Annotated in this window: 20 protein-coding genes; 16 read left to right on the forward strand and 4 right to left on the reverse strand. The window is 59.6% G+C overall.

The features are described from left to right. Positions 1-68 precede the first annotated feature (68 nt). Complete coding sequence (locus CHU94_RS16450; protein WP_094481858.1) at positions 69-1,676, forward strand: wax ester/triacylglycerol synthase family O-acyltransferase; 1,608 nt, start codon at positions 69-71, stop codon at positions 1,674-1,676. Between the two features lie 24 nt (positions 1,677-1,700). Here the strand turns inward: CHU94_RS16450 and CHU94_RS16455 are convergent, their stop codons facing one another. The 4 genes from CHU94_RS16455 to CHU94_RS16470 all read right to left on the reverse strand — a co-directional run bounded on the left by CHU94_RS16455 (position 1,701) and on the right by CHU94_RS16470 (position 5,665). Beyond that, positions 1,701-2,474, reverse strand: a complete 774-nt coding sequence (locus CHU94_RS16455) for a hypothetical protein (protein WP_094481860.1) — start codon at positions 2,472-2,474, stop codon at positions 1,701-1,703. Between the two features lie 6 nt (positions 2,475-2,480). After that, complete coding sequence (locus CHU94_RS16460; RefSeq protein WP_094481862.1) at positions 2,481-3,137, reverse strand: TetR/AcrR family transcriptional regulator; 657 nt, start codon at positions 3,135-3,137, stop codon at positions 2,481-2,483. 9 nt (positions 3,138-3,146) lie between these two features. Beyond that, a complete protein-coding gene (locus CHU94_RS16465) occupies positions 3,147-4,937 on the reverse strand; it encodes a patatin-like phospholipase family protein (RefSeq protein ID WP_094481864.1) in 1,791 nt (596 codons plus the stop codon). Positions 4,938-5,050: 113 nt separating this feature from the next. Then, entirely contained in the window at positions 5,051-5,665 is a 615-nt protein-coding gene (locus CHU94_RS16470) for a phasin family protein (RefSeq protein ID WP_094481866.1), read from the reverse strand. A gap of 164 nt (positions 5,666-5,829) precedes the next feature. Between CHU94_RS16470 and CHU94_RS16475 the strand changes: the two genes are divergently transcribed. From CHU94_RS16475 to CHU94_RS16545, 15 genes are all read left to right on the forward strand, one after another. Beyond that, a complete protein-coding gene (locus tag CHU94_RS16475; protein ID WP_094481868.1) occupies positions 5,830-7,830 on the forward strand; it encodes an SDR family oxidoreductase in 2,001 nt (666 codons plus the stop codon). A gap of 107 nt (positions 7,831-7,937) precedes the next feature. Then, positions 7,938-9,080, forward strand: coding sequence for a non-hydrolyzing UDP-N-acetylglucosamine 2-epimerase (wecB, locus tag CHU94_RS16480; protein WP_094481870.1), 1,143 nt, complete (start codon positions 7,938-7,940; stop codon positions 9,078-9,080). A gap of 24 nt (positions 9,081-9,104) precedes the next feature. After that, the gene (gene wecC / locus CHU94_RS16485; protein WP_094481872.1) at positions 9,105-10,367 is read left to right on the forward strand and encodes a UDP-N-acetyl-D-mannosamine dehydrogenase; all 1,263 of its coding nucleotides are present in this window, start codon (positions 9,105-9,107) and stop codon (positions 10,365-10,367) included. A 2-nt stretch (positions 10,368-10,369) separates the two neighbouring features. Beyond that, on the forward strand, positions 10,370-11,665 hold the full coding sequence (locus tag CHU94_RS16490) for a nucleotide sugar dehydrogenase (protein ID WP_094482815.1): 1,296 nt from the start codon (positions 10,370-10,372) through the stop codon (positions 11,663-11,665). 8 nt (positions 11,666-11,673) lie between these two features. After that, positions 11,674-12,732 carry a Gfo/Idh/MocA family protein gene (locus CHU94_RS16495; RefSeq protein ID WP_094482817.1) on the forward strand — a complete coding sequence of 353 codons (1,059 nt, stop codon included), beginning with the start codon at positions 11,674-11,676 and terminating at the stop codon, positions 12,730-12,732. Then, on the forward strand, positions 12,732-13,316 hold the full coding sequence (locus CHU94_RS16500; RefSeq protein ID WP_094481874.1) for an acyltransferase: 585 nt from the start codon (positions 12,732-12,734) through the stop codon (positions 13,314-13,316). The genes CHU94_RS16495 and CHU94_RS16500 overlap by 1 nt, the downstream gene beginning before the upstream one ends. A gap of 18 nt (positions 13,317-13,334) precedes the next feature. Then, on the forward strand, positions 13,335-14,429 hold the full coding sequence (locus CHU94_RS16505) for a DegT/DnrJ/EryC1/StrS aminotransferase family protein (protein ID WP_094481876.1): 1,095 nt from the start codon (positions 13,335-13,337) through the stop codon (positions 14,427-14,429). Positions 14,430-14,436: 7 nt separating this feature from the next. Further along, the gene (locus tag CHU94_RS16510) at positions 14,437-17,502 is read left to right on the forward strand and encodes a PEP/pyruvate-binding domain-containing protein (protein ID WP_176452063.1); all 3,066 of its coding nucleotides are present in this window, start codon (positions 14,437-14,439) and stop codon (positions 17,500-17,502) included. 2 nt (positions 17,503-17,504) lie between these two features. Continuing rightward, a complete protein-coding gene (locus tag CHU94_RS16515; RefSeq protein ID WP_094481880.1) occupies positions 17,505-18,152 on the forward strand; it encodes a gamma-glutamyl-gamma-aminobutyrate hydrolase family protein in 648 nt (215 codons plus the stop codon). Positions 18,153-18,240: 88 nt separating this feature from the next. Beyond that, complete coding sequence (locus tag CHU94_RS16520; RefSeq protein ID WP_094481882.1) at positions 18,241-19,026, forward strand: NTP transferase domain-containing protein; 786 nt, start codon at positions 18,241-18,243, stop codon at positions 19,024-19,026. After that, positions 19,023-19,979 (forward strand): bifunctional 2-polyprenyl-6-hydroxyphenol methylase/3-demethylubiquinol 3-O-methyltransferase UbiG, encoded by a 957-nt coding sequence (locus tag CHU94_RS16525; RefSeq protein WP_094481884.1) that lies wholly within the window; start codon positions 19,023-19,025, stop codon positions 19,977-19,979. The genes CHU94_RS16520 and CHU94_RS16525 overlap by 4 nt, the downstream gene beginning before the upstream one ends. Before the next feature lie 128 nt (positions 19,980-20,107). Next, positions 20,108-20,470 carry a hypothetical protein gene (locus tag CHU94_RS16530; RefSeq protein ID WP_141211483.1) on the forward strand — a complete coding sequence of 121 codons (363 nt, stop codon included), beginning with the start codon at positions 20,108-20,110 and terminating at the stop codon, positions 20,468-20,470. 44 nt (positions 20,471-20,514) lie between these two features. Then, positions 20,515-21,294, forward strand: a complete 780-nt coding sequence (locus tag CHU94_RS19125; protein WP_141211484.1) for a hypothetical protein — start codon at positions 20,515-20,517, stop codon at positions 21,292-21,294. A gap of 13 nt (positions 21,295-21,307) precedes the next feature. Beyond that, positions 21,308-22,588: a lipopolysaccharide biosynthesis protein gene (locus CHU94_RS16540; protein ID WP_094481890.1), complete on the forward strand. Its 1,281-nt coding sequence runs from the start codon at positions 21,308-21,310 to the stop codon at positions 22,586-22,588. Between the two features lie 19 nt (positions 22,589-22,607). After that, positions 22,608-23,690, forward strand: coding sequence for a hypothetical protein (locus CHU94_RS16545; protein WP_141211485.1), 1,083 nt, complete (start codon positions 22,608-22,610; stop codon positions 23,688-23,690). Positions 23,691-23,719 lie beyond the last annotated feature (29 nt).

Below are 23,719 nucleotides of genomic sequence, written 5' to 3' on the forward strand. Positions count from 1 at the left end.
TATCTTAAGGGGCGTTTTCACTGCAGAATAGGCAAGCGCCCCCAACCCCTGTTTAGCCCGGAGAATCCATGGTCACCCGAGTTCTTGCCAAAGATGTTGCCCAGAAGGCCAAACGCCGCGTTGCGGCCACCGTGGCCCCGGTGGGGCCGGTCGCCAAAAAGGCAAGCCGCCAGGCCCAGAAAGCCGCACGGGTCGTCCAAAAGAATGTGACCAAGGCCGTGGCGGGGTCGTTGGGCCTGAACGGCGAGCGCATGAGCAAGGTGGACACTGCGTGGTTGCGCATGGACTCTGCGGCCAACCTGATGATGATTGTGGGTGTGTGGGTGATCCACCCCAAGCTCAAACTGGCCGACCTGCAGCAGCGCATTGAGGAGCGTTTGCTCAAGTACCCGCGCTTTGTGCAGTGTGCTGTGGAAGACGCGGCCGGTGCTACTTGGGTGAAAGACGCGGCCTTCGACATTCGCAACCACCTGGTGACTGAGACCTTGCCCAAGAAACCAGCCGGTCGTGAGCAAGAAGCACTGCAGGACCGCCTGGCCCAGCTCACGATGGAGCCGTTGGACAAGCGGCACCCGCTGTGGCAAATCCACTTGGTGGAGGACTACAAAGGGGGCTCAGCGATGATGGTGCGCATCCACCATTGCATTGCGGATGGCATTGCGCTGATTTCGGTGACGCAGTCGCTGGTGGACGGTGGTGCGCCGCCGCCCCAGCGCAGCCCGCGCCAGGCTCGTGCCGATGGATTGGAAGGGGCTGAAGAGTGGATTGCCAATGCCTTGCTCAAACCCTTTACCAGCATGACGGTGAAGGCGCTGGGTGCGGCTGGCGAGGGCGCGGCCCGCTCCATGGGCCTGCTCATGGAGCCGCAAAAAGGCATGGAGCAGGGTATGCACCACTCGGTGGATGCCGCCAAGATGGCCTACCAGGTGGTGGCCGATCTGGCCTCGCTGGCCTTGATGCCGGATGACTCGCCCACCCGCCTCAAGGGCCTGCCGGGCAATCGCAAGCGCGTGGCCTGGTGCCCGCCGATTCCGCTGGAAGAGGTGAAGGCCGTTGGCAAGGCACTCAATTGCTCGATCAACGATGTGCTGTTGAGCTGTGTGGCTGGCGCCATCGGCGAGTACCTGAAGGAGCAGGGCGAGGCGGTGGCTGGCAAGGAGATTCGCGCCATGGTGCCGGTGAACCTGCGCCCCATGGAGCAGGCCTACAAGCTGGGCAACCAGTTTGGCTTGGCGCCGCTGGTGCTGCCCATTGGCGTGGAAAACCCGGTGGAGCGGGTCTACGAAGTACGCAACCGCATGCGCGGGCTTAAGGGCAGCATGCAGCCACTGCTGGCCTTCGGTCTGCTGGCGGTGGCGGGCCTGCTCATCAAGCCCGCGCAGGATGCGCTGCTGAACCTGTTTTCGAAGAAGACCACCGCGGTGATGACCAATGTGCCCGGGCCACGCGAGAAGCTCAAGATTTGTGGCTCCACCATTGAAGAGACGCTGTTCTGGGTGCCGCAAAGTGGTTCGGTGGGGCTGGGTGTTTCCATACTGAGTTATGGCGGCGGTGTGCAGTTTGGCGTGGTGTCAGACGCCAAGCTGTGCCCGGACCCGCAGCAAATCATCGACCAGTTCGAGCCCGAGTTTGCCAAGCTCTCCATGCTCACGCTGATGCTGCCCTGGGGCGAATAAGCCCCCAGCGGGCGGCGGCCGGGCTCAGGCGCTGAGTTCGGCCAACACGCGGGCCACGCCCAGATGCTCCATGGCATCCATGGGGGGCACGCTGGCCGCCTCTTCATAGAGGCGCTGCGCCTCTGCCAAGCGCGCGTCGCCATCCAGCATCAGCAAGCCTTTGGCGTACTCCGTGAGCGCGATGGCCGCTTGCGGAATGCGCGTCAGGCCTTCGGCAAACAAAGTGAGTGCCGTTTCGCGTTTGGCGCCATAGGTGAGTTGCCCGATCAGGGGCCCCACCTTGTCAATGACTTCGGCATGGAAGGCGGCCAGCGCAATGTAGGCATCGGCGTGCTCGGGTTGCAGCGCCAAGGTGGTTTCAAACGCGGCTTTTACCTTGGCTCCCATGCCTTTGGCCAAGGCTTTGGCCACGCTCACGCCCTGGCTATAGCGTCCCAGTGCGTAGCCGTGCAGGTAGTGGAGGTTGGCGCAGGTTGGTGTATGTGCGGCCAGGGCTTCGCACCGTTTGGCCACGTCCATGAACAGGTCCAGGCGCGCTTTTTCACCCACCTCCAGGTAGTCCGCATAGATCAGCCGGGCCTTGTTGGCAACCACAGCGCCTGTTGCACCCAGGGCATCGCCCGCCTGTGCCGCCGCTTGGAACTCGCCCCGGTGGTACAGCACCCAGGCTTCCAGAACGCGCGGGTCGGTGGGCAGGGGCTCCTGGTCCCCGCGGTGCAAGACTGCCCACTGGGTACGCACGCCTGCCGCATCGAACGCATGCTGTTCGGCGTAGGGGAAGGCGGTCCAGGTCGTCATGCAGAGTCAGGGGCTGGTATAGGCCCCAGCCAGGGTGAGCAGGTGGGTGCGCTGCTGGGGCTCTAGGTAGGGCACCAGCAGGTTGAGCACGTGGTGCGCACCGCGCATGAGGGCGGCCTGGGCGCTGGCGGGTTCCAGCGCGTTGCGGGGGTCACGCACGTACTCAAAGCTCAGCCAGTAGGTCAGCACGACCACCATGCTGGTGGCGGTGGGCTCCATCTCGCGGGCGTCCATGCGCAGTGCGCCAGAGCGCGCCATGCTCTCCAGCAGCGCGCGGATGGAGCGTGTCTTGTTCTTGAGCACGCTCTGGAAGTGGGTCTCCAGGCGGCGGTTCTTGCTGAGCAAGTCGTTGAGGTCGCGGTACAGAAAGCGGTACTGCCAGATCAGCTCGAAGAGGGTGTGCATGAAGAACCAGGCATCCTCCACATCGCGCACGTTGTCACTGGCGTTGAGCACTTCGTTGAGGGAGCGCTCGTAGCGGTCAAACAGCGAGTTGATGAGCTCGTCTTTGGCCGGATAGTGGTAGTAGAGGTTGCCGGGGCTGATGCCCAGTTCGGCAGAAATTAGCGTGGTGGAGACGTTGGGTTCACCAAAGCGGTTGAACAGCTCCAGAGTGACTTCCAGAATCCGTTCAGCGGTGCGGCGAGGGGCTTTTTTGACCATCGGGTACCTTCAGTGCAGAGCCTTGGCAGTGGTAGTGGCAGTGGCAGTGGCAGTGGCAGTGGCAGTGGCAGTGGCAGTGGCAGTGGCAGTGGCAGTGGCAGTGGCAGTGGCAGTGGCAGTGGCAGTGGCAGTGGCAGTGGCAGTGGCAGTGGCAGTGGCAGTGGCAGTGGCAGTGGCAGTGGCAGTGGCAGTGGCAGTGGCAGTGGCAGTGGCAGTGGCAGTGGCAGTGGCAGTGGCAGTGGCAGTGGCAGTGGCAGTGGCAGTGGCAGTGGCAGTGGCAGTGGCAGTGGCAGTGGCAGTGGCAGTGGCAGTGGCAGTGGCAGTGGCAGTGGCAGTGGCAGTGGCAGTGGCAGTGGCAGTGGCAGTGGCAGTGGCAGTGGCAGTGGCAGTGGCAGTGGCAGTGGCAGTGGCAGTGGCAGTGGCAGTGGCAGTGGCAGTGGCAGTGGCAGTGGCAGTGGCAGTGGCAGTGGCAGTGGCAGTGGCAGTGGCAGTGGCAGTGGCAGTGGCAGTGGCAGTGGCAGTGGCAGTGGCAGTGGCAGTGGCAGTGGCAGTGGCAGTGGCAGTGGCAGTGGCGGGGGGGGGCACCAGATGGCCCAAGTCATCCATCAGCTCTTGCAGCGATGCCATGGCACGCCCCAACTCGGTAGGCGGCTTCTTGGGCACACACAGGTGGCGTTTGGGATCGTTGAGCGCTTCGTGGTTCAGGCTGATGCCGTGCCGTGCCAGTTTGGCCGACAGGCTGGTTTTGCGGGAGCGCAGCATTTGGCGGGTTTGTTGGTAGGCGTGCTCGGCCAGGTGGCGGCGCTGTGCGTAGCTGAAGGTGTTGGCCAGATACAGCTCGGGGTCGCGGTGGTCGGGCTCAATCCAGAGGATGTCGGTAGCGGGGTAGGCGTGTTCGTAGTGCTTCATGCCCAGTTCCATGCGTGAGTGGATCATGGAACGGAAGGTCTGGCTCAGCACCGCGGGCAGGCCGCCATCGGCAATGCGGGGGATCTTGCGCTTTTCTGGGGGCATGCCGCGCTGCATGAGCATGTCAGCTTGTGGGGTGGTGGCATCAAAGGGCACCAGCGGGTTCAGGCAGATCATCAGGTCCACACCCTCGTCCAGCGCGACCGAAGCGTGCATGGTCTTTTTGAGTGCGCCGTCCACGTAGTACTGGTCCTCGATTTCGACCGGCGGAAACAGCCCCGGCAAGGCCGAGCTGGCCTGCACGGCCTTGGAAATGGGGATGTGGTCGAAGCCGGGGCGTCCGAAGGGGGCGGCCTCGCCACTGTCGAGGTTAGTGGCCACCAGCGTGAGCCGGGTTTTGAGCTGGCGAAAATCATTGGTGCGGCCAGGCTGGCTGAACAAGCGTGCCAACTGGGTGTCCACTTGGGCATTGGAGAATACCCCCGTGGGCAAGCCGGGGCTCAGGCGCTCCAGCGCCCGCAGCAGGGTGCTGCGCCCACTGAGTAGATGCCAAGCGCTTTGCAGTGCCAGCCCTGGAAGCATGATGCCCCGCCGGACAAACTCGCCATAGGCCGGCTCCATCAGCCAAGAGGGGTCGAAGGTGTCCGAGGGCGCGCTGTCGTTTTCGATGAAGGATGCACACATGTCCCGTGGTGTCAGGCCGTTGGCCAAGGCCGCTGCAATAAAGCCGCCAGCCGACACACCGATGTAGTGGTGCAGTCGGTTGAAGTTCAGGCCCTGCAACGATTCCTCCAGCGCACACATGGCGCCCACTTCATAAATCGCTCCCAAGGGACCGCCTCCGGCCAGCGCTAGCGCAATCTTTGGGGCAGCTTTTTTCTGTGCGGTCATGGTCTTAAAGTGTAGATGCGAGTGCACTCTGTTTTTGTTGCGTTGCAGCAGTTGTGATGGCGCGCAAAAAAGGGCGCCGAAGCGCCCTGGTTGCTAGGGTTCCAGCACTGGCATCAGGCCGGTGTTGCAGGTGTTTCTGCTGCCGCTGGCGCGGCCGGCTTGGGCGTGGTGCGCTTGGTTGCTGCCTTTTTCGCTGGGGCTGGAGCTTTCTTTGCGGGGGCTTTCACGGCTTTTTTGGCAGCGGGTGCTGTGGATTTCTTGGTGGCGGATTTCTTGGCAGGCTGTGCCGCAGGCGCTTTGGTCACAGTCGGTGCTTTGGCGGACAGTTTTTGCACGGCTTTGTTCAGCTCGTCAATCCGGGCAATCAGCGCTGTAACGTCTTTGGCGGAAGGAACGCCCAGCTTGTTCAGGGCCTTGGCCACGCGTTCTTCAAAGATGTTCTCCAGTTTGTCCCACTGGCCTGAGGCTTTGGTGGAGATGTCAGTGGCCATGGTGGACATCTTGGACGTGGCTTCAGAGATCTTCTCTTCTGCAGCGGCCTGTGTCTTTCGCTGGATGCTCACCCCTTCCTTGACCAAGGATTCAAAGGCCTTGCTGCCCTCGGCCTGTGCGCGGGTGAATGCACCCAAGCCCGCCTGCCAGATTTGCTGGGCAGAGTCTTTGACAGAGCCGGAGAGGTGGATGCCAGCGGCCTTGGCGGGCTTGGTTTTTTGTAGTTTCTTGACCATGGGTGCTCCTGAGTGTGTGCGGGGTGAATAACTTTAGCCGAGACTCTAAGCGCAGTGGCGCCCCCTGTGTAGGTGGGCCTAACTAACAGCGCGTACTTGCGGGTTTACGATGAACGGGATGGCTTGTAAAGTCGGCCAAAATGATTTGATTATTTGGAGCATGTATGCAGTACTTTGTGACGGGAGCCACAGGCTTTATTGGCAAGCGCCTTGTAAAAAAACTGCTGGAGCGCAAGGGCGCCGTAGTCCACTTTCTGATCCGCAAGGAGAGTGAGGACAAGGTTGCCGGCTTGCGCGAATTCTGGGGTTTGAAGGATGCCAAAGGCGCTGCACGTGCTGTGCCGGTGTTTGGTGACCTGACCTCCAAAAAGCTGGGTGTTGCCGGAGATGCGGTGAAGGCCTTGAAGGGCAACGTCGACCACTTCTACCACTTGGCCGCGGTGTACGACTTGGGAGCAGACGAGGAAAGCCAAATCGCTGTCAATATCGAAGGTACGCGCAACACCATCGAGTTTGCCAAGGCGATTGATGCGGGGCATTTCCACCACGTGTCGTCGATTGCGGCGGCGGGCTTGTACGAGGGTGTCTTCCGCGAGGACATGTTTGACGAGGCCGAGAATTACGACCACCCCTATTTCATGACCAAGCACGAGAGCGAAAAAATCGTGCGCAAGGATTGCAAGGTGCCTTGGTCGGTCTACCGCCCCGCCATGGTCGTGGGGGACAGCCAGACCGGCGAGATGGACAAGATCGATGGCCCGTATTACTTCTTCAAGCTGATCCAGCGCATGCGGCAGCTGCTGCCGCCCTGGATGCCCGGTATTGGCCTGGAAGGAGGTCGCATCAACATCGTGCCAGTTGATTTTGTGGTGGACGCGCTGGACGCCATCAGTCATAAGGCCGGCATTGCCAAAAAGTGCTTCCACCTGGTGGACCCGGTGGGCTACCGCGTTGGCGACGTGCTGGACATCTTCAGCAAGGCTGCGCATGCGCCCAAGATGAATGTGTTTGTGAATGCGGCCCTGCTGGGATTCATTCCTCGCAGCGTGACCAAGAGTCTGATGGCATTGGCCCCGGTGCGGCGCGTACGCAACGCGGTCATGAAAGACCTGGGTTTGCCCGAGGACATGTTCACGTTCATTAACTACCCCACACGCTTTGACTGCCGTGACGCTCAGGCCATGCTCAAGGGCAGTGGGGTGGAGTGTCCCAACCTCAAGGACTATGCCTGGCGCCTGTGGGATTACTGGGAGCGGCATCTCGATCCCGATTTGCACATCGATCGGTCCCTGCGCGGTACCGTGGGTGGAAAAGTCGTACTGATTACCGGCGGATCCTCTGGTATCGGCTTGGCGGCTGCACACAAGTTTGCCGAGGCGGGCGCTACCACCATTATTTGTGGTCGCGATGTCGATAAGCTGGAAGAGGCCTGCAAAGAAGCCAAAGCCAAGGGCTACAACTTTGTCGCGTACCCGGCCGATATTGCCGACATGGCCGACTGCGACCGGTTCGTTCAGCTATTGATCGAGAACCACGGTGGCGTGGACTTCCTCATTAACAACGCTGGCCGCTCGATCCGCCGCGCCATCGAGTCCAGCTACGATCGCTTCCATGACTATGAGCGCACCATGCAGCTCAATTACTTTGGATGCCTGCGTGTGACCATGGGTTTGCTGCCCGGTATGGTGGCCAAGAAGAAGGGCCATGTGGTCAATATCAGCTCTATCGGTGTGCTGACCAATGCGCCGCGCTTCAGCGCCTACGTGGCTTCCAAGGCCGCCCTGGATGCCTGGACCCGTTGCGCATCGAGCGAGTTTGCCGACCAAGGCATCAGCTTCACCACGATCAACATGCCACTCGTGCGCACGCCGATGATCGCGCCCACCAATATCTACAACAACGTGCCTACTCTTTCCCCCGAGCAGGCGGCCGACATGGTGGCCGACGCCTGCATCAGCAAGCCGGTGCGCATTGCCACCCGCCTAGGCATCACCGGGCAGGTGCTGCATGCCTTGGTGCCTCGCATCGCCCAGATCGCGATGAACACCAGTTTCCGCATGTTCCCGGATTCATCCGCAGCCAAAGGCGCAAAGCCGGGAGAGAAGCAGAAGCTCTCGCCGGAGGCGATTGCGATGCAGCAGATGATGCGGGGGATTCACTTTTAATCTGGATGGCATGGCACAATCTGATACGTTCTTTCACGCCATCTTCTTAGTCGCCATCGTCGATTTCAAGTCTATGGGGGATCATAGTAACTTTAGGTGACAAAGATTTGAAGGTTTTATTCGTCTTCGGGACCCGCCCAGAGGCCATTAAGATGGCGCCTCTGGTCATCGCTTTGCAGAAAAATGTGCAATTTGAAGTTCGTGTGTGTGTCACTGGACAGCATCGTGAGATGCTTGACCAAGTATTGAATTTATTTGCAATAAATCCGTGCTTTGATTTGAAGGTAATGAAGACGGGGCAAGATCTGACGGATATTACTGTTTCCATATTGATTGGCTTGAAGGGGGTGCTATCGCAGTACAAACCAGATGTCGTTCTTGTTCATGGTGACACGGCAACCACCTTTGCTGCATCTTTGGCGGCGTACTATCAGCAAATTCCGGTCGGGCATGTTGAGGCGGGACTGCGTACTGGGGATTTGTACTCCCCTTGGCCTGAAGAGGCTAATAGAAAACTGACAGGTGTGCTGTCAAATCTGCACTTCGCCCCGACGGAGGTTTCGCGGCAGAATCTACTACGTGAAGGTGTCCCGGCAGAGTGTATTTTTGTTACGGGTAACACGGTTATCGATGCATTGTTGGAGGTGGTTGCCCGATTAGAGCAAGATGAGGTGATGCTGAAAGAGTTGGGTGCGAAGTTCTCTTTTTTGCGGGACAGTGCCCGCGTGGTGCTAGTGACCGGGCACCGACGAGAGAGCTTTGGCGGAGGTTTCGAGCGCATTTGCCAGGCGCTGGCGCGAACAGCATCTGCTTTTCCAGATGTTGATTTCGTCTATCCCGTGCACCTCAATCCCAATGTGCGTGAACCTGTAAATCGTTTGCTTGCAAATATCGACAATGTTCACCTGATCGAGCCCTTGGACTACCTGCCCTTCGTGTACCTTATGAGCCGATCTTTCATTATTTTGACGGATTCAGGCGGTATCCAGGAAGAAGCACCCTCGTTGGGAAAACCGGTGCTTGTAATGCGTGATACGACGGAGCGTCCAGAGGCTGTTCAAGCGGGCACAGTCAAGTTGGTCGGGACCGATGTGGATGTAATTGTGGGCTCTGTCGCAGAATTGCTGACCGATTCGGATGCTTACCTACGCATGAGCGTTGCTCACAATCCCTATGGTGATGGATCCGCCTGCCAGAGAATTATTGATGCCCTGTTGCAGCATTCTGCGAATCGCACGGCTAATCACTGAGAAAAGTTTGCGAGTGTGCGAATCATGAGTTTTGAAACAATTTCCATTATTGGTTTGGGTTATATAGGCTTGCCCACAGCAGCGGTTATTGCCAGCCGGAAGAGGCAGGTAATTGGAGTCGACGTAAATCAGAGAGCGGTCGATACTGTTAATCGCGGCCAGGTTCACATTGTGGAACCTGAATTGGATGTTGTCGTACTCGCCGCAGTCTCAGGTGGCTATTTGCGTGCGACTACAAAACCAGAGCCTGCGGATGCTTTTTTGATCGCAGTACCTACGCCTTTTAAAGAAGAGTACCAGCCTGACCTCGACTACATTGAGTCCGCCAGCAGGGCGATTGCGCCTGTCCTCAAGAGGGGCGACTTGGTGATTCTTGAGTCTACTTCGCCGGTTGGCGCGACGGAACAGATGGCTGAGTGGCTGGCGCAAGCGCGACCAGATCTGACCTTCCCCCAGTCCCATGGGGAGGCTTCAGATATCCGCGTGGCGCATTGTCCGGAGCGCGTGTTGCCCGGGCATGTGCTACGAGAGCTGGTGCAGAATGACCGGGTCATCGGGGGCATGACGCCCAAATGCTCCGAGGTCGCGGCGAGCTTGTACAAAACCTTTGTCGAAGGGGCCTGCGTCATTACCGACGCTCGGACTGCCGAGATGTGTAAGCTTACGGAGAACAGCTTTCGGGACGTAAACATCGCTTTCGCCAATGAGCTTTCCATCATATGCGACAAGCTCGGAATTAATGTCTGGGAGCTTATTCGGCTTGCCAACCGTCATCCGCGCGTCAATATCCTTCAGCCAGGGCCTGGTGTAGGGGGGCATTGCATCGCAGTGGATCCCTGGTTTATCGTAAGCAAGACGCCGAATGAGGCGCGACTGATTCGAGCGGCGCGGGGTGTGAACGATAGCAAGCCCGCTTGGGTTCTGGACAAGGTCAAGGGCGCCATCGCTGCGTACTTGCAGGCGCAGCCGGGGAAGACGGCGCGCGATGTGACGATCGCGTGCTTCGGGCTGGCGTTCAAGCCAGACATTGACGATCTGCGCGAGAGTCCGGCTCTTGAAATCACTCGTAGCCTAGCATTGAATCACCCAGGTAGCGTATGGGCGGTCGAGCCGCATATTGATGCGCTGCCAGAGTCTTTGGAGCATTGCAAACTGAAGTCGCTGGATGAGGCTCTTGCGAAGGCTGACATCTTCCTTTTGTTGGTGGACCATAAGGCTTTCAAGGAGGTGGCAGCTGAACGGTTTAGGCGGGCTGCTTTCGTGGACACGAGAGGTATTTGGGCGTGACGATAAGCATTGACACGGCGAAAATCGCTGTCATTGGTCTGGGCTATGTCGGTTTGCCGTTGGCAGTGGAGTTTGGCAAACGGCGGTCTGTGCTGGGTTTCGATATCAATGCGGCGCGTATCGCCGAGCTGCAGGCGGGCCGCGACAGTACCCTGGAGGTGGCCTCGGAAGATCTTGGACGGTCCGCCCATCTGCGCTACACGTCCAAACTAGAGGACTTGCGAGCTTGCGAGGTCTTCATCGTCACGGTGCCCACGCCCGTGGACCCGGCCAACCGGCCCGACATGGCGCCGCTGGTGAAAGCTAGCGAAGCTGTCGGCAAGGTGCTGTCTGTTGGTGCTGTGGTGATCTACGAATCGACGGTGTATCCTGGGGCCACCGAGGAAGTCTGTGTGCCTGTGCTGGAGAAGTTCTCCGGACTTAAGTTCAACCGAGATTTCTATTGCGGCTACAGCCCCGAGCGCATTAACCCCGGCGACAAGGTCAACACCCTGACCAAGATCAAGAAAATCACCAGCGGGAGCACGCCCGCAGTGGCCGACGCCGTGGATGCCCTTTATCGCAGCATCATCACGGTCGGCACGCATAAAGCCAGCAGCATCAAAGTGGCTGAAGCCGCTAAAGTGATCGAGAACACGCAGCGCGACCTGAACATCGCCCTCATCAATGAGCTGTCGGTCATCTTTGCACGTCTGGGCATCGACACGCTGGACGTGCTCGAGGCCGCCGGTAGTAAGTGGAATTTTCTTCCTTTCAGGCCGGGACTTGTGGGGGGGCATTGCATCGGTGTCGACCCCTACTACCTTACGCACAAGGCTGAGGAGGTGGGTTATCACCCGCAGGTCATACTGGCAGGGCGCCGTATCAACGACAACATGGCGCGCTACGTGGCGCGCAATACCATTAAGCTAATGCTGCAGAATGGCATGGATGTGCCGCGCTGCCGCGTGGGCGTGCTCGGTGTGACCTTCAAGGAAAACTGTCCAGACATACGTAATAGCAAGGTGGTCGACTTGGTGCGTGAGTTGCAGGGCTGGGGTGTGGAGGTCCTTGTGGCCGACACCTGGGCCAGCGCTAAGGAAGTCGAGCACGAGTACGGGCTCAAGCTAGGTGTTATCGACGTGGCCCATCCGGTGGATGCGCTGGTGGTTGCTGTCGGCCATAACGAATACCGGCGAGCTCAGCTGAAGGATCTGCGTGCCTTGTGCCGCGGCGACCAGCCCGTGCTGGCCGATGTGAAAAGTCTCTACGACCGCCATGCCGCGGCGTCCGCTGGTTTTACCGTGTTTCGACTGTGAGTGCCACTGTGAGCCATGCCCCGATAACCAACCGCAAGATTCGTTTTGCCCTAGTGGGCTGTGGCCGGATCTCGAAAAACCATTTCGACTCGATTCGCCAACACGCCGCCCATGCCGAGCTGGTGGATGTTTGCGACAACGATCCTGTCGCGTTGCAGAAGGCGGTGCAATTCACAGGCGCCGCTGGGCACGTTGATCTGAGGACTATGTTGCAGACGACCTCTGCCGACTGCGTGATTCTGACCACGCCCAGTGGCATTCATCCGCAGCAGGCGGTGGAGGTGGCGCGCTCGGGCCGCCATGTGCTCAGCGAGAAGCCCATGGCCACCAAGTGGGAGGACGGCCTGCGCATGGTGCGCGTCTGCGAAGAAGCCGGTGTGCGTCTCTTCGTCGTCAAGCAAAACCGGAAGAATGCAACCTTACAGCTGCTCAAGCAGGCCGTGAGCCAGAGGCGCTTCGGCCAAATTTATATGGTGACGCTCAACGTCTTTTGGCAGCGGCCCCAAGCGGGCTACTACGACCAAGCCAAATGGCGGGGCAGTTGGGAGCTGGATGGCGGCGCGTTCATGAACCAGGCTAGCCACTACGTGGATTTGTTGGAGTGGTTGATCGGCCCCATCGATACTTTGCACGCTTATACGGCCACGCTGGCGCGCGACATTGAGGCGGAAGATAGCGGCGTACTCAGCGTGCGTTGGCGCAACGGTGCTCTCGGTTCGCTCAATTGCACCATGCTGACCTATCCCAAGAATCTGGAAGGCTCCATTACAATTCTCGGCGAGAAGGGGACGGTGCGCGTAGGTGGTGTAGCCGTCAATGAAATACAGGAGTGGCAGTTCGCCGACACCCGCCCAGAAGACGAACAGATTAAGTTTGCCAGCTACGAGACCACCAGCGTCTACGGTTTCGGCCACCCCCTGTACTACGATAACGTCATCAAGACCCTGCGTGGCGAAGCCGAGCCTGATGTGGACGGTCGCGAGGGCTTGAAGTCATTGGAAGTACTCATTGCAGCCTACCGTTCTGCGCGGGATGGAGTGCGCGTGGGTTTGCCGCTAGAACTGTGATGCGCACAAACTATACCGTTCATCCAACGGCCATCGTCGACGCAGGAGCGCAGATCGGCGAAGGGAGCTACATCTGGCATTGGGTGCATATCAGCGCCGGCGCACGCATAGGTCGGGCCTGCTCTTTTGGGCAAAACGTATTTATTGGTAATGACGTGCTCATCGGCGACAACGTCAAAGTGCAAAACAATGTAAGCGTTTACGATGCAGTGACCCTGGAAGACGACGTTTTCTGCGGCCCCAGTATGGTATTTACCAATGTCTACAACCCGCGCAGCGCCGTGACCCGCAAGGACGAGTACCGGCGGACCCTTATCCGGCGAGGTGCAACGTTGGGTGCCAATTCGACCATCGTTTGTGGTGTGACGATCGGCGAGTATGCCTTTGTCGGTGCCGGCGCCGTGGTGGTTCACGATGTCCCTGACTATGCCTTGATGGTGGGTGTGCCTGCGCATCATATCGGTTGGATGAGCCAGCATGGTGAGCGATTGAATCTGCCGCTGAGTGGCAACGCCGAAGCTGTCTGCGAGCAGACTGGCGCGAGCTATGAGTTACGTGACGGCCGCTGTCGTCTCATGGTCTGAGGACGGGCAAGAGATATTATGGAATTCATCGACCTCAAGAGCCAGTATCAGCGGCTCAAGCCTCAGATAGACGCAGGTATTCAGCGCGTTCTGGACCATGGCCAATACATCCTAGGCCCCGAAGTGGCCGAGCTAGAAGCGAAGCTAGTCGCCTACACAGGTGCCAAGTACTGCATCAGCGTGGCCAATGGCACGGACGCCCTGCAGATCGCGCTGATGGCGTTGGGCTTGGGCCCGGGCGATGAGGTCATTACCCCAGGCTTCACCTATATCGCCACGGCCGAGACGGTAGCCCTGCTACGAGCCAAGCCTGTTTATGTGGACATCGACGCCCGCACGTACAACCTTGATCCGGCTCTGCTGGAGGCGGCAATCACACCGCGCACAAAGGCAATTATTCCAGTCAATCTGTACGGTCAGTGCGCTGACTTCGACGTCATCAACTCCATCGCAGATAAATACGGCATCCCAGTCATCGAAGACGCAGCGCAAAGCTTTGGCGCCAGCTACAAGGGGCGCAAGAGCTGCAATTTGAGCAAAATCGCTTGCGCAAGTTTCTTCCCTACCAAGCCCTTGGGTTGCTATGGCGACGGTGGAGCCGTCTTTACCAGCGACGAGGCGATGGCCAATGTCATCCGTCAGATCGCGCGACACGGGCAGGAGCGGCGCTACCACCATGTGCGGGTGGGGGTGAACAGCCGTCTGGATACCCTGCAGGCCGCGATCTTGCTGCCCAAGCTGGCGGTGCTAGACGAGGAGCTTGAACAGCGCCAGCATGTCGCAGCCCGTTACAACCGACTGCTAGGAGAGGTTGGACTGAAAACTGCGCCGGTGATCGAATCCCACTGCGTGAGCGCTTGGGCACAGTACACCATCCAGGTAACTGGACGCGATTGCGTGCAGAAACATTTGAGTCATGTAGGGGTGCCGACGACAGTGCACTACCCAATACCATTGAACGGACAACCGGCCGTGGCTGATGCCCAGGCTCGCCTTCCCGTGGGGGATGCGGTCGCGCAGCGGGTGCTCAGCCTGCCCATGAGCCCGTATTTGACCGAGATGGATCAGTCCCGAGTGGCAGTCGCGCTCAAAGATGCTGGTGCGGCCGGATGAAGGTCTGGTGTCCGCTTTGAACAGTACTCAAGTTATTATTTTGGGGGCTGGCAAGCCCTTCTCGGGTGAGCGCCCGTCGGCACTGGTCGAAGCACCCTGGTCTAGCCGCCGCGTGCTGGACTGGGTGCTTGACGCCTTCGCTGCACTGGATAAAGTTGAGTTCCATTTCGTGGGGGGGTACCGGCTCGAAGAGGTGGTGGCGCGCTATCCCAACATCTATTTCTCGGTCAATCCTGACTGGAAGCGCAGCGGAGCAGTGGGCTCTCTGCTGTCGGCGCCGTTGGACGCAGCTCGCACTACTTACGTCTGCTACGCGGACACTGTGTTTTCCCCGGAAGTGGTGTCGGCGCTCGAGGCCACTGCCGCCGATATCGCGCTGTGCATCGACAGGCAATGGCGGGTCCGCTATGAAGGCCGCTCGGCCGAAGATCTGGCGCGGGCCGAAAAGATCGCCTTGCGCCTGGATGGACCCATGCAACTCGGGCGACGGATAGATCCGGCCGTTGCGGACGGCGAGCTGGTCGGTGTGTTCCGTTTTTCGGCGCGCGCCATCACTGCAGTTAAGGAACTGGGGCGAGAGCTGGCAGGTGTCGACTTCGGCCGCAGTGACATGCCGCACCTCATCAGCCTGCTTGCGTCGCGCGGCCTTAGCGTTGCTATGGTCGAGAACCCTGGGCGCTGGGCCGAGCTGAACGCGCCGCAGGATTTAGCGCGTTTTGTCTTGGGCACCAAGGCGGAGACGTTGGAGCGCCTGCGCCCTCTGGTGCAGGCAAGTCGCATCGGCGAGCAGATCCGTTTCACAGCTCAAGAGTGGCGCTGCGAAGGCGCTGCCGTCATTGCCGCGATCCAGCAGAAATTCGGCGCGACTTCAGTCGTAGTGCGCAGCAGTGCGCAGACCGAGGACAGCTGGCTATCATCCAATGCGGGCGGCTATGAAAGTGTTCTCAATGTGCCGACCCAAGACACGGCGGGTATCACGGAGGCTGTTGCCCGCGTTATCGCCAGCTACGGTCGTGGCGACCCGCAAGATCAGGTGCTAGTGCAAGCTATGCTGCGTGGCGTGCTGCTAAGCGGTGTCGCCTTCACGCGCACGCTGACCCATGGGGCCCCCTACTACGTCATCAATTACGACGACAGCAGCTCGCGCACCGACAGCGTCACGTCCGGAGACGGCCAAAAACTGCGCACCTTGTTTATTCAGCGCAGCTTCCTCTCCGGCCTACACCGACTCGACCCGCGCATTGCACCAGTTCTCGATGCCATCGTGGAGCTGGAAGAGCTTGTGGGGCACACCTCTTTGGACATCGAGTTCGCTCTGGACTGCGACGGCATTGTGCATATCCTGCAGCTGCGTCCTATCGCTGTGCACCATGGTCTGTCGACTGTCTCGGATGAGCACGTCAAATTGGCGCTGGCGCAGTCAGCCGTGTGGTTCTCCGGCGCGCGCGAACGTGGCAGTCGCCTTCTGGGTGAGCTGACCTTGTTCGGCGTCATGAGCGACTGGAATCCGGCGGAGATTGTCGGAACCAAGCCGCGGCGCCTGGCCATGTCGCTATACCGTCATCTAATTACCGACGAGGTCTGGGCCTCCCAGCGCGCCGAGTATGGCTACCGCGATGTGCGACCTTGTCCGCTCATCGTGAACTTCGCCGGTCATCCCTATGTGGACATCCGCGCCAGTTTCAACTCCTTCCTGCCAGCCGCTCTTGACGAAGGTATTGCGACCCGGCTGGTCGAGCACTATCTAGAGCGTCTGGCGCAGCGCCCGGAGCTGCACGACAAAGTCGAGTTCGAGGTGGCCTTCACGTGTCTGACATTCGACTTCGAGGAGCGAGCCCGCGAGCAGCTGGCACCTGCCGGTTTTTCCGATGCCGACATTGCTGCGCTGCGCTCGTCCTTGCGCGAAGTAACGCGCCAGGGGGTGGCGCGCGTCGAGTCGGACTATGCTGTGATAGCCGAGCTAGACCGCCGTTATGAGAGGCTCCTGCAGCGGCGTTTGGCGCCGTTGGATCTGGCGTTCGAGCTGTTGGAGGATTGTCGCCGCTTCGGTACCCTGCCTTTTGCCCATCTGGCGCGCAGCGCCTTTGTGGCCGTCAGCCTGCTGCGTTCGCTCGAGCGAGTTGGCGTGACCACACGTAAGGACAGCAGCGCATTCTTGGCTTCACTATCCTCCGTGACGCGCGCTTTTGAGCTAGACGGCGCGCGCGTGCACGCTGGCGAGCTGGGGCGCGATGCATTCACGGCGCGCTACGGCCATTTGCGTCCGGGAACTTACGAGATAACCTCGGACGCTTATGCGGACGATCCGCTGCGCTATCTTGAGCCGATGATCAAGCCGCATGCATCGGCAGGGCTCCCGTATGCATGGTCGCACGATGCGCGTTTGCGAATCGAGGCGCTGCTGCGACAGTACGGGCTGGCGGTCGACGTCGATGCCTTCGAGCGCTTTCTGCGCCGCGCCATCGAGGGTCGGGAGTACGCAAAGTTCATGTTTAGCCGCAACCTCAGTGCTGGTCTGACAGCCTTGGCCACCGTAGGTGCGCATTACGGCCTGGATCGCGAAGCTGTTTCGCATCTAGACATCTCTGACCTGTACAAGCTGCGCGTTGGAGCGCATCCCATCGACGTGTCGGCTTGGCTTACGGCACGTGCGGAAGAGGGCGTTGCTGAGCACGAACTTACGAGGGCTATTGAGCTGCCGCCGTTGATCGCCGCGGCCGGCGATTTCGTATGCTTTGAGCGTCCCGCCAGCGAACCTAATTTCGTCAGCCAGGGGCGAGTCGCGGCCGAGGTGGCAGTGTTGGCCGATGGCGTGGCCAGCATCTCCGTCGAGCTGAGGGGCAAGGTAGTGGCTATTCCGCGAGCTGACCCCGGCTATGACTGGTTATTCGCGCACGGCATCGGTGGTTTGGTTACGCAGTATGGCGGCGCCAATTCGCATATGGCAATCCGCGCTGCCGAGCTCGGTTTGCCGGCAGCCATTGGCGTGGGTGAGGCCTTGTTCGAGCGCTTGGCAGCGGCCCGGCTCGTCGTGCTGGACTGTGCGGTACGCAGAATCGAGATACAGGGTTGATCATGAAACGTATTGGATTGACTCAGCGCTCGCACCCTGTGCAGGGCTACGCCGAACGACGCGATATGTTAGACCAGCGCTGGGCCGCGCTCATCGAGCGATTGGGGGGCTGTCCGCTGCCGCTGTCCAACAGCGTACGGGACGTGGATGCCTATCTAGATGCGCTTGGTTTGGATGCTTTGATTCTTACCGGCGGCAATGACCTTTCCATGCTGCCCGATGCGGCCGACGGTGCCCCTGAGCGTGACCGATTCGAGGCAGAGGCCTACCGCCATTTTCTGCAGCGTGGCAAGCCGGTGCTTGGCGTCTGCCGCGGTGCGCAGCTGATCAACCACTTGTGTGATGGTCGCCTAGTGCGGGCGCCTGGGCATGCGGGTACCCGTCATGAGCTCGTCTGGGTCGACACGCCGCTAGCTTGCTGGGATCGCCCGGAAGAGGTCAATAGCTACCATGGCTGGGCCATTCCCGCAGATGGCCTGGCGCCTGGCCTGGAGGCGCTGGCCTGGGCGCCTGATGGCACGGTGGAGGCGTTCCGTTCTCTGCAGGCGAGAGTCAATGCCATCGTCTGGCATCCTGAGCGCGAGACTGAGCTAGCGCCAGCCACAGTGGCATTCCTTTCCACTGCGCTGGGGCTAACCATTGCTCGATGAATCTACGAAATGGATATACATCAATGGGCAGTCCGCAGATTGCATCACCTTTTGATGCATTTATATATGTCTGCCGAAGGAGTCTGAAATGAAAGCCTTGATACTAGCCGCCGGCCAGGGTACCCGGCTGCGCCCTCTGACGGACGATCGCCCCAAGTGCCTGGTTGAGCTTGCCGGCAAGAGCTTGCTGGAGCGACAGGCCAAGGTTCTGCGTCGCTCGGGCGTTCATGACCTGACGGTGGTCTCCGGCTACCGTTCCGATCAGATCGCTGCCCGTGGTTTCGCTACATGCGTGAATCCGCGCTACGCCTTGACCAACATGGTTGCGACCTTGTTCACCGCCGCGAACCTCATGGTCGACGGACAGGATTTGCTGATTTGCTACGGCGACATCGTCTACGAACAGCGTGTGCTGTCGTCCCTGCTCGCAGTCGATGCGCCGGTCACAGTGATGATCGACCGGCAGTGGCTGCGCTACTGGCGCCTGCGTCTGGACGATCCGCTGACCGACGCCGAGACGCTCAAGCTTGGCCCGGCCGGACGTCTGCTTGAGCTGGGGAAGAAGCCGCGCGATTACAGCGAGATCGAAGGCCAGTACATGGGGCTGATCAAGATACGCGCTGACCATGTGGCGAAGTTCAAGCAGGTCTACGCCTCGATGGATCGCGCTGCGATGTACGACGGCAAGGACTTCGACAACATGTACATGACCAGCTTCATCCAGTACCTAATCGATCATGCCTGGGACGTTCGCGTGGCCGAGACCGACAACGGCTGGCTGGAAGTCGACAGTGTCAGCGATCTTGAGCGTTACGAGGCCATGGCAGTGAACGGTTCTCTTGCAACTTTTTATAACTTGATGGAATCAGCATGATGAAGCCCCCATTTTTTCGCAAGGAGTTGGCCTGCTCCATTTGTCATAGAACTGGTACGGTAAGTGAGATCGACACGTATAAGTCGACATGGCATTTTTGTGAGAGCTGCGGGTGTTACTCCCGCCATCAAAAAGATCGTTATCCATATGAAGGGTTGGTCTCGGCGCTGCTTCCATTGTTTCGTTGCGTTCCGAAGCTTAATGGCTTCCTGTCTTCGCTTGGACGCAAAAAGCAGGGCGTCGATTTCTATCGATATTACTCCGCGCAGCTTGCATCGGGTGAGCGTGGGCCATGGGCGGGCCAGTCTGACATGGTGACATCGGAGTTACGCAGTGCGGGACTTTTGGAGGACTGGTCCGGCAAGCGCGTGCTGGAAATCAGTGGGGAGCCTGGCTTCTTTGCGCAGGATCTGATGCATGCTGGGGCGAATATCCGGGTCTCGGCTTTTGCGGATGACGTGGCGCGTGCGATGACGGACCATCTCGGCGTCAATACCCTGACTTACGATTTCAACTCAGACGATATTGTTCGCAAAGCCGGAACAGATGGGGGGGCGTTCGATTTCATTTTTGTACGCTACTCGATTGGCTTCTGTTTGGATGTTCCCGGGTTGATGCGAAGTCTGTCATCTCTTTTGGCCCCGGGAGGGTTGCTCTATGTCTCCTTCAGTCCGGCTTCTCGCGCAGTGCTGCTGCGCTGGATGTTCGATGACTACACCTATTTGCGACAGTATACGGAAGCTCATTTGAATGAGGCAGCTGAAGCAGCCGGTATGTTTTCGTGCGCCCGTTTCGATGAAGGGTCTTTTTATTGGGATCACGGCCCCTTCAGCATGCATTGGTCCTTGCGGCCTTTTGCCCGCCGTTATTTCGAGGCTGGAACTTTTTTCAAAGTGGGTGGTGAGCAAGAAGCCGTACAGTGGCGTGTTGCGCTGGTCTATCGCAAGGGATGAGTGTGATCTGCTCTGTCGCATGTGCTGAAGTGGCTGACGCCAGGCTCCTTTCAAGGGTAGATGCTTGGTTGCATACGTCTCAAGTGGTTGCAAACGAAGAGTGCAAATGGGCGCAGGACTCTGATGTTGTGTTTGATCTGGAGAGCGCTTTGTACGATCCGGCTTGGCATGAACTAAACCCTGCAATGGAAGTGCAACTGGACCGTATTCGCAAGAAAATCGAGGTGCCACGAAAGCTGTACCGACTCTACCTTGCCGACCTGTCGCGTCCGGCTACATCGACACTGCTATCGTCTGCAGCTGTCCAGCGCTTATCCGTGCTGCTCCTTAAGGCGGCCCTGATCTGGCACGATGCCCGGTACCTGAATTCGGCTCTCAAGCTAGTTGACGGGGTACTAGAACGAGATGATTGCGTCTTTCGAGAGGATGTGCGTGCCTTGGCGATATCAACACTGAATGCCATGGTGCCTCCAACACCATCTCTGGCATGAGAACGATACCCTTAGCCCTTCTGGCCTTTCGCGGCGGATGCCCTGTGACCGGAGCTTATCTCGCCTATCTGCGCTTGCACGGCATGCGGCCGGCGCTGGTGCTGGCCGTGGACTATGTGGGGGAGGGGCTGCGGGCGCAGCAACTGCGTGGTGTGCTGGGGAAGGGGCTGGCCGCGCGCTTATTGCGTGTGCGCCGCAATAACGTCGCTCGCGTACCAGCTCACTTAGCAGCCACGATTCAACAGGGCTGGCCAGTGGAGTTGACGCCCGGCAGAGAGCCAGATTATGAGACTGCGGCGGATCGGGTGCTACGTCTGACAGTCGACAGCTATGCAGATCCGCGGCTATTGGATGTCATGCGCGGTTGCGGGGTCCGGACTTTCCTTTATTGTTCGGGTGGTCGCGTACCGGCCGTATTGTTCCAGCAGGACTTCCGCATCCTGCATATCCACCCTGGCGTGGTGCCCCACGTTCGCGGTTCTGATGGCCTGTTGTGGTCACTCATAGCGCGCGGGCGCCCTGGGGCGAGCTGCTTCTACATGGATGCGGGTATTGACACGGGCCGACTGATCGCCACGGCAGAGTATGAGTCGCCGCGCTGGCCGGGCCTACGCGCCGAACCCGCGGCGCTGTACCATGCGCTCTTGCAGTGCTACGACCCTCACCTGCGCGCATCCCTGTTGGTGTCTGTGCTGGAGCGCATGTCGCCGGACCAAGATTTGGCCAATCTGGAGGCGGACGTGCAGCCGCATGCCAACGGTGGTCATTACTACACCATGCACCCGGAGCTGCGCGGACGCGTGCTGGCCCAGCTTTGCAAGTGAGCAGGGCAGATTCATGGCAGGGGGCTTGATTGCGGTTTGGAAGCAGCGCTGGCATCGTTCGGCGCTGTTGCGCCGCCTGGGTGCGTTGACTTCTGGCACGGTACTAGCGCAAGGAATTCAACTGCTCAACTTTGTGGTCCTCGCCAAGATCTACACCTTGACCGACGTCGGCTTGTACAGCGTGTTTTCCGCCATTGTCGGCACCTTGGCGCCCGTGGCGGTGCTTGGCTACGAGATGTTGATCCCGGCAGCCTCCGACGAGGACCTGGGGCCGTTCCTCAAGGCTTTGCTGCTGTTGTTGCTGCCCATGGCTCTGCTGCTCGGGTTGCTGGCCGCTATGCTGTCCTACGGGCATGCGCTCGCAGTGGGCTTGTGGGTGGCAGGCGCAATGGTGCTGCGCTTGGCGGAGATGTACAACGTGCGCAACAACCGCTTTCGCTGGGTCGCTGCCGCTCGCATGGCGCCTCCGCTCCTGATGGTCGTGCTGCTGGCGACCTTCGTTGGGGCTGGCGTGCAAGACATCGATCGTTTGATCACCTGGCAGTCTGGCCTCACGCTGGTGCTGGGACTGCTCTATGCAGCTTTTACCTTTCCGCGTAACCTGCTCACGGCCGCGCATACTGTGGTCCAGATGCGCGTTACGCTGCGTAAATCAGCCAATGCGCCGTTGTACTTGATGCCGTCCAATCTGCTTAATCTAGTGGCCTACAACCTGCCGGTGCTGGTGATCGGCCACAGCTTCGGCTCGGAGTTGGCAGCGCAGTACGCATATGTACTGCGTTTCGGTTTCGGTCCCGTAGGGCTGGTGGGGGGAACCTTGTACCAAGTCTTCTACGGTTTTCTGGCTGAGGCCGCTCGTACCGGCAATGAAGAAATGTTTCGCCAGTTCGTCAGGGCCCGCCAGCATATCGGCTATGCGGCTGTGGCGGCGGGTGCCGGCATTGCGCTGATTTACCCGCTGGCCTTCCGTTATGTGCTGGGGCCGCAGTGGGTGACAGCAGGATGGGTTTCGATGGTCTTTGCTCCTTTCTTTGCCGCCATGCTTTACGTGACGACGCAGTCGGTGGCACTAAACGTATTTTCCAGGCAGCAGTACGAGTTGAAGACGCAGGTGCAGTACTTTGGAATTTCCGTGCTGTCCTTTGGACTGGCGATCTTGCTGGGCAATCCCTGGATCGGTTTTGTTCTCTTTTCGGTCCTCGGCTGTCTGCGCTACGCGCTTCTGCTGCGCGACATCAACATTGTGCTCATCGAGCACAAGGTAATTGGACGTCAACATGCGGCGCGCTCTTAAGTACGCATTGGGGTCGCGAATGCGTCGTGATTTGTTTTCGCTGTTATGGCACTGGATGGGTAGCGCGCCGGACATCCTCTTTGTGGCTGGCAGCCAAGTGGATCTGCAATGGGTGCTCCCAGCCTACGAGCGCGCCGTGGCGCGCGGCATGCGCTGCGCCTTTGCCGGCCCAGGCCTTGTAGTGCCAGATGGTGCTTGCTATGTGGACATAACGGTCCATTTGCTGCGTTTCGTCCGTGCGCGCATCATGGTGACGGCCACCAGCGGGCTGACGGCGAATCGCATGCCGCGGGGTAGCGTGCGCAGGGTTGCAGTGCCACATTCACTGGTGAGCCTGCACATGGTTTATCCTGCCGGCACCTTCGACGGTTATACCGACGTATTTTGCTGCGGCGAACATCATCGCGCGGAAATCGAGGCGATGAACCGGCACGCGGGCGTGACCGATCGTCGGCCGCTGCTGGTCGGGTACGGAAAATTCGAGCGGTTGGCCACGACTCGACCTGACGGTCCGCCCCGCACTGATGGGCGTATGCACGTGCTGATTGGCCCATCATGGGGCGCGGGCAACATCCTCGAAATCATGGGCGGGCCGCTGTTCGCGCGTCTTCTGGCCGAGGGCTATCGTGTGACGCTGCGCCCCCACCCCTCCTTTTTCATCTACGGCGATGCGCAGATCACCCCTCTGGTGCATGCCTGTCGGGACCACCCCTTGTTCACGCTTGAAAACTCGGTGGAGGAAAGCCGGGCCCTGTGGGACGCCGACATGATGATCGCTGACTACTCGGGTTTTGCGATGGAGTTCGCCTTCATCCGCGAGCGCCCCGTCCTTTACGTGGATGTGCCGCCGAAGGTACTCAATCCCGGATGGCGTGAGTTGGGCCCGACGCCCCTGGAGCTGTCTGTTCGTGAGCGTATCGGCTTGGTTGTTCCCGCAGAGCTGGAAGATGTGGTGTCGGGCTTACGGCATCTTGCGCATGACCCGGCGCAATGGGCTGAGCAGATCCGGCGGGAACGCGTGCGTGACTGGGTGAATTTTGGCCGTTTCGGTGAGGTTTGCGCGGGCGAACTGAGTCGTATGTTGAACGACAGGCGACAATAAGACAATGAACGCCTCGAAAGAATCTAGTC

This window comes from Rhodoferax sp. TH121, from assembly GCF_002251855.1.
Lineage (GTDB): Bacteria > Pseudomonadota > Gammaproteobacteria > Burkholderiales > Burkholderiaceae_C > Allorhodoferax.